This window comes from Synechococcus sp. MIT S9220 (genome assembly GCF_014304815.1).
GTDB lineage: Bacteria > Cyanobacteriota > Cyanobacteriia > PCC-6307 > Cyanobiaceae > Synechococcus_C.
This window is the reverse complement of the sequence record NZ_CP047958.1, coordinates 465,415-477,805: the sequence shown is the minus strand read 5'-3', so window position 1 is coordinate 477,805 and position 12,391 is coordinate 465,415. Positions and strand designations below refer to the sequence as shown.

Genomic DNA, 12,391 nt, shown 5'->3' with positions numbered 1-12,391 from the left:
GGGTTAACGTCATTCGTGATGCGGATTTGCATCCCCCTCTAAACTTTCCGAAGCACCCATGCTCGACGCATTCTCCCGGAAGGCCGTCTCGGCCGATTCCAGCGGCGCTTTCATCGGCGGAGGCGAGCTGGCCTCCCTCAAGTCCTTCATTGCTGATGGCAACAAGCGCCTCGACGCTGTTAACGCCATCTCCGGCAACTCTGCCTGCATCGTTTCTGATGCTGTTGCAGGTATCTGTTGCGAGAACACCGGCCTGACAGCCCCTAACGGTGGTGTGTACACCAACCGCAAAATGGCTGCTTGCCTGCGCGACGGTGAAATCGTTCTCCGCTACGTGAGCTACGCCCTGCTCGCCGGTGACGCATCCGTGCTGCAGGACCGCTGCCTGAACGGTCTCCGCGAAACCTACGCCGCTCTGGGCGTTCCCACCGGTTCCGCTTCCCGCGCTGTGGCCATCATGAAGGCTGCTGCTTCTGCTCTGATCACCAACACCAACAGTGGTGTCAAGAAGGCTGCTCTCACCCAGGGTGACTGCGCAAGTCTGTCTGCTGAAGCCGGCAGCTACTTCGACATGGTGATCAGCGCCATCAGCTGAACCACTTCTGTTTGATCGTTCAAAACAACACACATCCTTCATCATGAAGTCCGTCATCACCACTGTTGTCGGCGCAGCCGATAGCGCTTCCCGCTTCCCCTCCGCTTCCGACATGGAATCCGTTCAGGGTTCCATCCAGCGTGCTGCTGCACGTTTGGAAGCTGCTGAAAAGCTGGCATCTGGCTACGACGCCATTGCTCAGCGTGCAGTTGACGCTGTGTATGCCCAGTACCCCAACGGTGCTACAGGCCGCCAGCCTCGCAAGTGCGCCACCGAAGGCAAAGAGAAGTGCAAGCGTGACTTCGTTCACTACCTGCGTCTGATCAACTACTGCCTCGTCACCGGCGGCACCGGCCCCCTGGACGAGCTGGCTATCAACGGCCAGAAAGAGGTCTACAAGGCCCTCAGCATCGACGCTGGCACCTACGTTGCTGGTTTCTCCCAGATGCGTAACGACGGTTGCTCACCTCGCGACATGAGCCCCCAGGCTCTGACCGCTTACAACACCCTGCTGGACTACGTGATCAACTCCCTGGGCTGATCACAGCTCATCGGTTGATTCAATTCAGCAATGTGACATGGGTGGGCATTTCTGCCCACCCTTTTTTTTACCTTCGACTCGAAAGGTGAAATCAGCCAAGTCAAGAAGTTGCTGAACACGAGATAATCTCAGTCAACTAGCCAATTGGGCGTTAAAACAGAATGACGCCAATCATCTGTGGCAACAGCAAAAAATCCTTGATTTCTTGTTGCATCAAAGTTTGCAACCGACTTGCTCTTGAGCTTCACGATTAAAAGCATTTTTCAGGGGTAATTCGGAACAAACAAACACACCTATCCCCAATTCTCATCATGCTCGGCACAGAAACCAGCCTGAAAGCCCTCACGTCAGCCACCAGAACAGGGCCCGCTTCGTTCTCCACAGCGAGCAAAGCCGGCAAAAACACCGCTCCTCGCACCGTTGCAGGCGCCATTGCTGATTACAAGCGTCAGCATTGTTCCGCGATGGGTATTGGTATTGGGCCAAGACTCCACTCCGAGTGCCCCTTCGGAGTCACCTTTGATCAGTACAGCCCAGAGAACAGCGCAGCCCTTGAACGCGTGATCGCGGCTGCTTACCGCCAAGTCCTTGGAAATCTTCCTCCAACAGACAATCAGCGCGAAACTTCTTTGGAAGTGAGGCTGATGAACGGTGAAATCACTGTTCGTGATTTCGTCAACGGCCTGGCTAAGTCGGACTTTTACAAGACCAACTTCTTCCATGCCGTAGGCGCCCAACGTGGCATCGAACTGAACTTCAAGCACCTGCTCGGCCGAGCACCTCTGAACCAGACAGAAGTGCAGGACCACATCAAGCTTCAAGCAGAAGAAGGCTTTGATGCGCTGATTGACAAGCTGACCGACTCAGCTGAATACACCGAGGTGTTTGGCTCTGACATCGTCCCCTACGAAAGAAGCCACGATTCCTATGCGGGAATGTTCACACGTTCCTTCAATCTGATGCGTGAGCTTGGCGGCATGAAGGTTGCCGTCAGCGACAACGCCCAGGGCCGCAACAGCCGCACCATCAACCCACTGGCGATTGCATCCAGAGAGGAATCCAAGCCTCAGGCGTTCTCTTACACTGCCGTTCAGAAAACTCCTGTCAAACTGCCCCAACAGCAGTACAGCGGACATCAGCCTCCCAAGATGACCGATTACGTGGCATTCCGTCCTTTCGGAGTTCACTTCTGATCCAAACTTAAGTTTGATCAAATAGACCATGAACCCCATCCTTTGATGGGGTTTTTTTTGCCAAATCTTTGGCATGATATTTCCCGACCAACAGAGCGGCGAGACAATCAATTAGATTCAATCCAAGTGAATGAAAACCATGAATGAGGCAACATCTAATCAGCAAATCAATGAACTAGAAGGTCTTACCGAGCAAGAAGCCTTGGAGTTGGCCGAAGTACTCAAGCAAAAATTAGTCGATCAAGAAACACCAAGCTCTGATCAAACGTCGATCAAACAAATGGTTGCTGGATTGGGAGATCAACGGGGTGCTTTACGACTGACATTCGCCCAAAGCCTAGGGAACGTCGGGGAAGCAGCTATTCCATATTTATGCGATGCCATGAAGAACAATCCAAATGTGATCATTCGACGCGCATCGGCAAAAACGCTCAATCTGATTGGCAGTGAACAAGCCTTACCTAATTTGATTGAGGCATTTAAAACAGATCCTGATCCTGTCGTTCAAGGATCCTCAGCCGGCGCAATGGCAACGATAGGCGTCCCTGCAATTGAAGATCTTCTGAAAATTCTCACCGAGCCAAACTGCACAGCCTTCCAAGTAGGACTGATCAACCTGGCATTAAGCTTTATCGGCTCAAAAGCTCCGGATGCACTGAACAACGCAATACAATCAGAGAATATAGAAATCCGTATCGCTGCCATTACAGTCTTGGCAGAGCAGATTCAATCGGGAAGATACCAATCTGCGGGCAAGACGCTCCTCAAGGCTTTGTCGGATCAATCAAGTGAGGTCAGAGCAGAAGCAGCAACGATGGTTGGGAAAACATTAGAGCCAGAAGATGCCAGCGAAAAACTCTGCGAGTTGCTGTCCGATGAGTCCGTACAAGTCCGAAAGAATACATCGCTGGCGCTGATGAAAATGGAAGCCGAAGAAGCCATCAGGCCGCTAAAAAATGCAGCAGCAATCGAAAAAGACGAAAAAGTCAAATCAGTGATGAATGTGGCAATTAAGGTATTAGAACAAGACTAAAAACCTGATCAATCCAGGCCCAAACTCTGGCGCCTCTCAAGACTTGCTTGAGCGACTTCACGGATTAATTCGTCTTTTCTCTCATCTTGAGCCAACCCTTGAAGGCACTGATTAACCAAAGGAGAATCTAATTCAGCTAGCGACATAGCCGCACCTTGAACGTGTGCAATATTGCTGCTATCGCAAGCCTTAATCAACAGCGGAATAACACGAGATTCTTCTGATGCTTGCTTGGAAAGGTGGCCAAGAGTCATCAAAGCGGACTGAGCGACCACTGGGCTGCCATCATCTAGAGCTTTTTCTAACATCAGTAACGTGTCGAGTGAAAAAGCTTGATCAGGAAAACACACCGAGACCTGAACAATTGCCTTAATACAACACGCTCTAATAGTTCCATTATCAGATGCGTTGAATAATTGAATCAGTTCGGGGACACTCTTATGGCCAATCATCCCTAACGCTTTAACTGCAGTGCGATAAACACCTGGATCAGGATCATGCATCAACTCGAACAGTCGAGGCATTGCCTCTTCAGGGAATTGCTCTGCAAGGAGCGAACAAGCAGTGAAGCGAATATTAGGATTTGGATGAACTAAATCAGCAAACAAAGAGTCAATGGAATTGCCGGACACGTCCATATAAATACCTGCAAATTCAAAGCAATCCTACACTACTGAGAAGAGGACCCTAAGGCACATTCAATCAATATTCAGATAACACCGTCAATCAAGCCGATTGCATCGATGACAGCTTAGCTTGGACAAAACAATCGCCATCATCAGCAAGTAGCTTCAAACAATTATCAACATCAAGTTGATTGACCCGATTATAAATTGATTCCAACGCCAGGATCACCGCGTAACGACAATCCCAAGGAGGCAAGTATTGATCGGCCAAAAACTGAGGAATCAGCTCAAGAAAATGAGATGGATCTAATTGAGCTATAGAGTATATCGCTGCAGCACGGCTTTTTTGAAACTGAGGCCGCAGATTGATTGCAGATGACTTCAGGATTTCGTCAATACAACTTAAAGCCTGCTGCGACCAATCACCCCGCGAACCCATCAAGCGCATAAAGAAATAATGGGCACCATAGTCATTATGTGCTTCTTCATCCCATTGTTTTGAGATGACTGGCCAGAGTACATCCGAAGGGATAGATCTCAACATCTTCAAGGCAAGGTAACAACGGCTGAAATCGGTATTAAAGAGGTCCCGCACTAAAAAATCAGGATTAGGAGTGCTGTCATACTCATGGACAAGCGTAATATCATCAGGTTCATCAATTAGAATGGTGTCAATAAGATGAATTGATTCCCTCAAGGCTGGATGCTGATCTTGAACGTTAAGCAGAAGCCTGCAAGCACGCATTCGAAAAGCTGGGGAAACTGGCGACGCCACAATTGAAGGCAGATACTCAACGGCTTGCGCATCAATTAAGTCCTGGATTGCGCATTGACGGTCCATCTGGTTTGGGAGCAAAAGATGCTCAGCCACAACAGAAAGCTGCTTTCTACTACCGGAGAGTTGAGCATCTGCAGCAATTGCGGCTCCTCTGATTCCAGGAGATTCGGAATTCTTTAAAGCCTGAATTGTGGCGAGGCATTCTTGCACAGACAGACTTGCCAAGCATTGAATTAAAACCCGCTGATTAGATCGATTATCTTCCAACAGATCAATCATCTTTGCAGTCAGTCGGGGATTATTGCATTTCAATTGCTGAAGAGCAAATATAGTGTTTTCGACCAAATATTGATCTTCAGACCAAAGGCATTGCCCAATTTCAGAGATCGACGATGAAGCACCTAACCTTCCAAGAACTTCGACAGCCTTTCTTTTAGCAATATTAACAGCTTGTTCATTGAGAGGATTATCTAACAAATTCACTAAAGCTTGTTCCGTCTCCGATCCTGGGCAATTGATCAAATGAGACGCGGCCATATAGTAATCGCTTTGCGACTCCAACTCATTGATGGGCTGAAGAAGAATCCGGCGTGCATGCTCACATGTCAGCTCGGGATGAATATTGTCAAAACGACCTGTCATCAAGGGATAAAATCACGTATAAATTGTACCTTAAAATCAAGCAAGATGTCTTCACTAAACTCAAACTAGTCAAAAAAAACTAACTCGATGCATTGAAAAGCGAAAACAGCATAGAGTTACATCAGTTACTTGAACATTGTGGGACCTTTTTCTGGGAAGCGATTCATCGTACAAACAACGACCATGAATCGTTCAAGGCCATCGATGTCCGTACATTTCAACATTCCATTCAATGGTCTATGTCAGGGGATGCAAGTGATGCATCGAGCTGGCTTTAGTGTAACTGCGCTGAATACAGATTACGCAAAAAGCGAGCCTCAAGCTCAAGCAACTACTAGCAAGAGCAACTTGAAAGAGAAGAATGCAGAACTATCGCCAGCAAAACCGTCCAGCCCCAAGAACACGGAACTGAAATCAGAGAATAAAGCTGAAAGCACTAAAGCGGATAAAAAGTCAAGCCAAAGGAATCGTCGTCAACGACGCAAATAGAACAACTCTGACTAACTCGATTTAGGCCTTGATTTCAAAGACTGCATCGCTGGGTCGTCCACTTTTCAGTGCTTCCCAGTTGATGCCAAGCAGAAATTGATCAGGATTGGTACATTCAACGACATCAACTCCCCAAGATCCATCTTGCAGTGGGGAACCAGCTGATCCCGGAGAATCCTTACGACCTCCAAGAGCAAGCCAATGATGCTCGGAACCGTGAGAAGAAGAAATTCGAAATTTTTTCCATGCCTGAACGAGCTCTTTGCCCATATCTTCAGGTGATAAAGAAGACTCTAAACGAATCAGCCAATGCGGATGACTTAAAGCTTCGGCATGATCAAAAGCATTTGATTGCCCCTTCAATCCATCAGCTAACGCTTGAGCAGATATTGCAGGAACACTATCTGATGTGATCTGAAGATTATGAGAGACAATAAAAACGGTCATGGTTTGGGCTATGGTCAAAGTCAAGTGTGATGGAGGGCTCAATGAATGACTTCGCTGAAACACAGTTGAGTCAAGAAGAAGCCCTTGATCTTGCCAATCATCTCAAAGAAAAATTGAGTGCAGGATTGCCGATTGACGCTGATCCAGACTCCATCGCGATCATGGTAGCCGGGCTAGGGGATCCTCGAGGGCTGCTTCGCCGTCAAATTTCCGAGGGCTTGGGATCGATTGGGAAAGCAGCTGTTCCTGCTTTATGCCAGGCCATGCGACGCAGTGATCAGGTCACAGTGAGAAGAGCAGCTGCTAAAACTCTGACTTTGATTGCTGATCGGAATAGCCTGCCAGATCTACTGACGACTTTTCTGACCGATACAGATTCAGTGGTGCAAGGCTCAACCATGGGAGCGATGGCATCCATGGGAAAGGAATCAATCGGAGCAATTCTGAGCATCGTTGAAAATGTCGACAGCACAGAAATGCAAATTGGCCTAGCGAATTGGGCACTCACGATCATTGGTGATCGAGCCCCAGAAACCCTCAAAGGTGCATTGACCTCAGACAATGCCAGAGTTCGAAAAGCAGCAATATCAGCCCTTGCAAGTCAGATTCAATCCCTAAACTCCCAAGAGGATCGAGACCTGCTTCAAAAGTCTCTTCTGGATTCGTGCGCTGAAATTCGTTCTGAAGCGGTCATCCTGCTTGGAAATCTTGAGGATTCAGAATGGACATTACCTTTACTCTCCTCTGCTCTCTCAGATCAGGAGAGTTTGGTCAGAAAAAACACTGCTTTATCACTGATGAAGCTCGGCTGCAGTTCAAGTATTCCTAATCTTCAAAAACAACTCGAAAGCGAATCTGACCCAGTAGTCCGCAACGTTTTACAGCTTGCGATTGATCGACTCCAACAATCCTGAGAAAAACAATCATGAAAAAGGGGGATGCCTGAGCACCCCCCGATTCAGCTAGTTGCTGTAAACAAGCTCAGGAGAGAGCGTTGATCACATAATCCAGGTAGGACTTGAACTCGTTGAGAGCCTGAGGGCTCATGTCACGAGGAGCACAAGCACGGTCACGGGTGTAGGTGAGTGCTTCAACGTAGGGGCCTGTAGGAAGGCTTAGTGAGCGGTACACCTCACGGGCACCAGCAATTCCCCACTCATCCAGAGGACCAGTGCCGCCAACAACGAGGCAGTAGTTGATCAGGCGCAGATAGTGGCCCAGATCGCGGTAGCACTTGTCAACCTTGACCTGGCTATCACCAGCCTCACCAGGCTGCTTCAGATAGGCGTACTTGTTGAAGCAGGCATCACCGGCTTCACGAGTAACGGCATCTAGACCAGCAGCCAGCTTTTCAGCAGCTTCAAGGCGAGCAGCGGCACGTTGGATGTTGCCCTGAACGGCTTCAAGATCGTTCTGGGAAGGGAAGCGACCTGCTGCGTCTGCAGCAGTCACAACTGTGGTAACGACGGACTTCATTGATGGGTTCCTTTAAGAGGGAGAGTGTCTGAAAAGAAAGCGAGAAGCCGTTCAGGAGACGGCGCCGATCACGCGATCGAAATAGGAACCAGCTTCAGCAACAAGAGCTGAGCAGTCGCCTTGTGTGGTCTCCATCTTGCGGAAACGCTTGCCGCCAGAGGCAGGAGAGTTGGTTTCGCCGATGAGAGCAGTTGCTGAAGCCTTCATGATGGCCACGGCACGTGCTGCAGACTGGGTGGGAACTCCCAGAGCGATGTAGGTCTCTTTCAGACCATTCAGGCAACGGTCATCCAGCACGGAAGCGTCGCCTGCAAGCAGCGCATAGCTGATGTAGCGGAGCACGATCTCACCATCGCGCAGGCATGCAGCCATGCGGCGATTGGGATAGCAGTTACCACCAGCCTGAATCAGGCCGGTGTTCTCACAGATCATGCCGGTCACAGCATCGGAAACGATGCAGGAGGCGTTGGAGGTGATGGCGTTGACAGCGTCCAGGCGCTTATTGCCTTGGCTGACATAGCTGCGAAGGACAGCGAGGTCGCTACCACCTACAGGTGCGGTTTTGGCGTCAGCGCTGACGACCGAACGGGAGAATGCGTCGAGCATTTGGGGCCAGACAGTTTTGTGGGGGAGAGGCTTCTGATGCCGAGAGGCAACCACTGAAACAAGGCCTTTGAAGGTGTCTTGAGCCGATGGCTGAAAAACCCAAGGGGTTGGAAGCGCTTTAACAAGCTAAGCCGGGTCAACCAAGCAGTGGTTCGGGATCAGCTGATCACGCAAGAGTTCGTCACCTTGTGAGCTCAACAAGGCCATCAACAGGCTTCAAGGTCCCCATAGCCCTAACAATGAACAGTACAAAAGGCACTGAGCAAGGGAAAATCTGTCCGTCAAACCACTAGATCACCAATCGCAACGCAGGCAACACTTGGGCTTCAGTGGGCGGGTAGGCTCACACTCGCTTTTCTGTTCATTTGCTCAGCATGGCGGATCAACCTCCTCAGCAAGCACCCAGCATTGAAGAATTGCAGGAATCGATTGATGAACTATCCACCTATCGAGAACGACTTTATAACGACGTTCTAGGGCTGGGTAAAAAACTTCGTTTATCCCAAAAGAAAATAGATGCCACGCTCAGCGAACACCCTGAGCTCACACGAATCGATGAGGTGTTGGATCAACTCAAGGCGCAAAGAAATGCTCAGAGCGGCCAATGATGAGACCAGAGGGGATCACCCCGATGACGATGGCCAGCTTTTTTGAAGCAAGTCGGGGTACTTGGCTGAATCGCCGAGTCGTCCATCACTTGGATTGCCAAGACGATGAAGCTGCAGATTCAAATTTGATCATCGAACCGTTCGACACCAATGACCCAGTAGTTGAAAAAGTGTGTTCAGCGCTGAACGTGAAAATCAGCGATACCAGCGGTGGAGCAAGGTTTTACTGGGAGAGCAACTTGATGGAAGATACGCGCAATAACGACTACGCCGCAGTGGTTGTCGATGCCCCTAATCCAGAAGACCCCCGTCAAGGATTTCTGTTGAGAGATGTCGGTTATGTGGAAAAAAAATCAGTCGTCAGCACCTATTCCTTTGCTGATGATGGCGTGTTGACGATCAAAACCCGATATGACACCAACACAGGTATCGAACGATGCTGGTTTGTGAATGATCAAATCAGAATGCGGGTGAGCTCGGTGCAATTTCTCAACGGTGTTGCCATGACCACGTACTGCACTGAATTTCGCTGTCCCAGTAACGCTGAGATTGCGGCCCTGTCGTCAGCCACCAGAGAGAGAGCTGACAACAATCCTCCAATCCAGGAGAGCTGAAACGTGTTTGATCCATTTCTCAAGGAACTTCACCACGGCATCCAGCAACGAGGGGGTAAGGCCATAGACGTGCCCGCTGGGCTCGAAGAATGCCAATCCAAGAAAGGCACCAGCGTGATCCGCAGCTGGCTTTGGGAGGTCCCGAATTTCCGTCGCTGGCGGGTCACCAGGCTTGATGCTGGTGACAAGCTGCAGGTTCTGAATTCGGTTGCCTATCCCGATTACAGCCTTGACCATCCTCTGATGGGAGTCGACCTGCTCTGGTTTGGCGCGCGGCAAAAGCTCGTTGCCGTTCTCGATTTCCAACCTCTGGTTCAGGATGAAAATTATCTCGATCGATATTTCTCCGGCCTCAAACAACTGAATCAGGAATTTCCTGATCTCAATGGCGAAGAGACGATGCGCTCGTTCGACCCGAATCAATACTTCTCATCCTGGTTGTTGTTTTGTCGTGGCGGTGCTGATCAAGCGGAGACCTCGTTGCCGCCGGCATTCAGTGCATTCCTGAAGGCCTACTGGGAGCTTCACGACACCGCTCTGAAAACCGACGCGCTCATTCAGTCGGATGAAGTGAAACGCCTCCAGGACAACTACGACGTTTACAGCGCCGAACGCGACCCGGCTCACGGACTCTTCACCAGTCATTTCGGCAAAGAGTGGTCCGACCGATTCCTGAGCGAATTTCTGTTCCCAGCATCCGCCAAGCAATGAGTTCAAACCGACTCAACAGCCTTGATCCTGTTGCCATTGAAGGCTGGAGCTGGCAACCGTTCCTAGAGGACGCTGTCAACTCTCTGCTGCCTCTAGGGATCGAGCCCTATCCGGTCAACGATGCGTTTTTGTTCAAACAGGATCAAACAGGATCGAAAGCCAAGCCTGTCAGCGTGACCACGGCCACCTGGGCCTGCAAGAGCGAGAAATTTCGCCAAGTGAGGGCGGCTTGCGTCAGTGCGGGCTCATCCGCATCGGTTCTGAACTTTGTGATCAACCCTCTGCCGAGGTATGACCTGCCCTTCTTCGGCGGAGACCTTGTCACCCTGCCATCGGGCCATTTGCTCGCGCTTGATCTTCAACCGGCTGACAAGCAGGACAACGAACACACTCAAGGCGTTTGGGATCGGCTGATGCCGATTTTTGATCGCTGGCGTTCTCAGTTACCAGACGGAGGTCCAATTCCTGACGAAGCCCAGCCCTTCTTCTCGCCGGGGTTCCTTTGGACACGACTGCCTCTTGGAGAAGAAGGAGATCAGCTCATCAAAAGCGTGGTGCGACCAGCTTTCAATGACTACCTCAACCTTTATCTGGAACTCGCCGCTGCGGCCGAGCCTGTCTCCGATCAACGCATGGAGCATCTCCTGGCGGGTCAACGCCGTTACACCGATTACAGAGCAGAGAAAGATCCTGCCAGGGGAATGCTGACTCGATTCCATGGCAGTGAATGGACCGAGGCGTACATCCACGATGTGCTGTTTGACCTCTAATCGCCGGTGTGCTGCTCTGAACTGAGCAAATACCCTGCCTGGACTGGGGGTTAAGCATTATGAACAGCCATCGGGTGCGCTTCGACCACTTAGCGAGAATTGCATCCGACCCCGACGGGACTTTTACGATGTCCCTCCGGTGTCTGTGACACCCATTTAGACGCTGCCAAGAGGAGTTCCAAATGTTCGACGCCTTCACCAAGGTTGTCGCCCAGGCCGACGCCCGGGGACAGTTCATCAACACCAGCGAGATTGATGCTCTCGCCGCCGTCGTCTCTGACAGCAATAAGCGTCTGGACGCCGTGAACCGCATTTCCAGCAACGCCTCAACAATCGTTGCGAATGCTGCACGCGCTCTGTTTGCTCAGCAGCCTGCACTGATTGCCCCAGGCGGCAACGCCTACACCTCCCGTCGCATGGCTGCCTGCCTGCGCGACATGGAAATCATCCTTCGCTATGTCACCTACTCGGTCTTCACCGGTGACGCCTCTGTGATGGAAGATCGCTGCCTCAATGGCCTGCGTGAGACCTACCTGGCACTGGGTACTCCCGGCTCATCTGTAGCCGCTGGCGTCAACCTCATGAAAGAAGCCGCACTGGCCATCGTCAACGACAAAGACGGAATCACCTCAGGTGATTGTGCATCTCTCAACAGCGAGATCGGAACCTACTTCGATCGCGCAGCAGCCTCTGTCGCTTGATACCGATAGCCACTTTTTTCGCTTAAATCCTTCTTCATCATGAAAACACCCCTCACCGAAGCCGTCGCGGCAGCAGATTCTCAAGGTCGCTTCCTCACCAACGCCGAAGTGCAAGCTGCTTCCGGCCGTTTCACTCGCGCCAAAGCGAGCCTGGAGGCTGCCAAGGCTCTCACTTCTAAGGGTGATGCCCTGGTCAACGGAGCTGCACAAGCTGTTTACACCAAGTTCCCTTTCACCACCCAGATGGAAGGTTCGAACTACGCCTCAACCACTGAAGGCAAAGCCAAGTGTTCAAGAGACATCGGCTATTACCTGCGCATGGTGACCTATTGCCTCGTTGCTGGAGGCACAGGCCCTATGGATGACTACCTGATTGCTGGCCTTGCCGAAATCAACCGTACATTTGAGCTTTCACCGACCTGGTACGTTGAAGCGCTGAAGCACATCAAGGCCAACCACGGTCTTTCTGGTGATGCGGCTACAGAAGCCAATAGCTATCTCGACTACGCCATCAACGCCTTGATCTGAACAACATCGTTGTTCAGACTCTCCATAAGCCCC

Annotated in this window: 16 protein-coding genes; 11 read left to right on the top strand and 5 right to left on the bottom strand. The window is 50.7% G+C overall.

Going from position 1 to position 12,391, the window contains the following annotated elements:
* The first annotated feature begins 58 nt into the window (after nucleotides 1–58).
* From SynMITS9220_RS02405 to SynMITS9220_RS02390, 4 genes are all read left to right on the top strand, one after another.
* Entirely contained in the window at nucleotides 59–595 is a 537-nt protein-coding gene (locus tag SynMITS9220_RS02405) for a bleomycin hydrolase (RefSeq protein ID WP_067095469.1), read from the top strand.
* Between the two features lie 43 nt (nucleotides 596–638).
* Nucleotides 639–1,136 carry a class 2 C-phycoerythrin subunit alpha gene (gene mpeA, locus SynMITS9220_RS02400; protein WP_067095466.1) on the top strand — a complete coding sequence of 166 codons (498 nt, stop codon included), beginning with the start codon at nucleotides 639–641 and terminating at the stop codon, nucleotides 1,134–1,136.
* Nucleotides 1,137–1,447: 311 nt separating this feature from the next.
* Nucleotides 1,448–2,329 carry a phycobilisome rod-core linker polypeptide gene (locus SynMITS9220_RS02395; RefSeq protein ID WP_186990464.1) on the top strand — a complete coding sequence of 294 codons (882 nt, stop codon included), beginning with the start codon at nucleotides 1,448–1,450 and terminating at the stop codon, nucleotides 2,327–2,329.
* A 130-nt stretch (nucleotides 2,330–2,459) separates the two neighbouring features.
* Nucleotides 2,460–3,362 carry a HEAT repeat domain-containing protein gene (locus SynMITS9220_RS02390; RefSeq protein ID WP_255483188.1) on the top strand — a complete coding sequence of 301 codons (903 nt, stop codon included), beginning with the start codon at nucleotides 2,460–2,462 and terminating at the stop codon, nucleotides 3,360–3,362.
* Between the two features lie 8 nt (nucleotides 3,363–3,370).
* On the opposite strand, the gene SynMITS9220_RS02385 is transcribed toward SynMITS9220_RS02390, so the two are convergent.
* The 3 genes from SynMITS9220_RS02385 to SynMITS9220_RS02375 all read right to left on the bottom strand — a co-directional run bounded on the left by SynMITS9220_RS02385 (nucleotide 3,371) and on the right by SynMITS9220_RS02375 (nucleotide 6,344).
* A complete protein-coding gene (locus SynMITS9220_RS02385; protein WP_186990462.1) occupies nucleotides 3,371–4,000 on the bottom strand; it encodes a HEAT repeat domain-containing protein in 630 nt (209 codons plus the stop codon).
* 88 nt (nucleotides 4,001–4,088) lie between these two features.
* On the bottom strand, nucleotides 4,089–5,408 hold the full coding sequence (locus tag SynMITS9220_RS02380; RefSeq protein ID WP_255483187.1) for a HEAT repeat domain-containing protein: 1,320 nt from the start codon (nucleotides 5,406–5,408) through the stop codon (nucleotides 4,089–4,091).
* A 510-nt stretch (nucleotides 5,409–5,918) separates the two neighbouring features.
* A complete protein-coding gene (locus SynMITS9220_RS02375; RefSeq protein WP_186990460.1) occupies nucleotides 5,919–6,344 on the bottom strand; it encodes a DUF2656 family protein in 426 nt (141 codons plus the stop codon).
* 41 nt (nucleotides 6,345–6,385) lie between these two features.
* On the opposite strand from SynMITS9220_RS02375, the gene SynMITS9220_RS02370 reads away from it, so the two are divergent.
* Entirely contained in the window at nucleotides 6,386–7,258 is an 873-nt protein-coding gene (locus SynMITS9220_RS02370) for a HEAT repeat domain-containing protein (RefSeq protein ID WP_255483186.1), read from the top strand.
* Nucleotides 7,259–7,325: 67 nt separating this feature from the next.
* Here SynMITS9220_RS02370 and cpeA read toward each other — a convergent pair whose 3' ends face one another.
* Complete coding sequence (cpeA, locus tag SynMITS9220_RS02365; RefSeq protein ID WP_066904317.1) at nucleotides 7,326–7,820, bottom strand: class 1 C-phycoerythrin subunit alpha; 495 nt, start codon at nucleotides 7,818–7,820, stop codon at nucleotides 7,326–7,328.
* 51 nt (nucleotides 7,821–7,871) lie between these two features.
* The gene (gene cpeB, locus SynMITS9220_RS02360) at nucleotides 7,872–8,426 is read right to left on the bottom strand and encodes a class 1 C-phycoerythrin subunit beta (protein ID WP_067095448.1); all 555 of its coding nucleotides are present in this window, start codon (nucleotides 8,424–8,426) and stop codon (nucleotides 7,872–7,874) included.
* A 374-nt stretch (nucleotides 8,427–8,800) separates the two neighbouring features.
* Here cpeB and SynMITS9220_RS02355 point away from each other — a divergent pair, with 374 nt between their 5' ends.
* The 6 genes from SynMITS9220_RS02355 (at nucleotide 8,801) to cpcA (ending at nucleotide 12,358) form a co-directional block, all read left to right on the top strand.
* Nucleotides 8,801–9,034 carry a hypothetical protein gene (locus SynMITS9220_RS02355; RefSeq protein WP_186990456.1) on the top strand — a complete coding sequence of 78 codons (234 nt, stop codon included), beginning with the start codon at nucleotides 8,801–8,803 and terminating at the stop codon, nucleotides 9,032–9,034.
* Complete coding sequence (locus SynMITS9220_RS02350) at nucleotides 9,034–9,648, top strand: phycobiliprotein lyase (RefSeq protein ID WP_255483264.1); 615 nt, start codon at nucleotides 9,034–9,036, stop codon at nucleotides 9,646–9,648. The genes SynMITS9220_RS02355 and SynMITS9220_RS02350 overlap by 1 nt, the downstream gene beginning before the upstream one ends.
* Nucleotides 9,649–9,651: 3 nt before the next feature.
* Nucleotides 9,652–10,359, top strand: coding sequence for a 15,16-dihydrobiliverdin:ferredoxin oxidoreductase (locus SynMITS9220_RS02345; protein WP_186990454.1), 708 nt, complete (start codon nucleotides 9,652–9,654; stop codon nucleotides 10,357–10,359).
* Nucleotides 10,356–11,129, top strand: coding sequence for a phycoerythrobilin:ferredoxin oxidoreductase (locus tag SynMITS9220_RS02340; protein WP_186990452.1), 774 nt, complete (start codon nucleotides 10,356–10,358; stop codon nucleotides 11,127–11,129). Before SynMITS9220_RS02345 ends, SynMITS9220_RS02340 begins: the two co-directional genes overlap by 4 nt.
* A 182-nt stretch (nucleotides 11,130–11,311) precedes the next feature.
* Complete coding sequence (locus SynMITS9220_RS02335; RefSeq protein WP_066904331.1) at nucleotides 11,312–11,830, top strand: phycocyanin subunit beta; 519 nt, start codon at nucleotides 11,312–11,314, stop codon at nucleotides 11,828–11,830.
* A 39-nt stretch (nucleotides 11,831–11,869) separates the two neighbouring features.
* Nucleotides 11,870–12,358, top strand: coding sequence for a phycocyanin subunit alpha (gene cpcA / locus SynMITS9220_RS02330; protein ID WP_186990450.1), 489 nt, complete (start codon nucleotides 11,870–11,872; stop codon nucleotides 12,356–12,358).
* Nucleotides 12,359–12,391 lie beyond the last annotated feature (33 nt).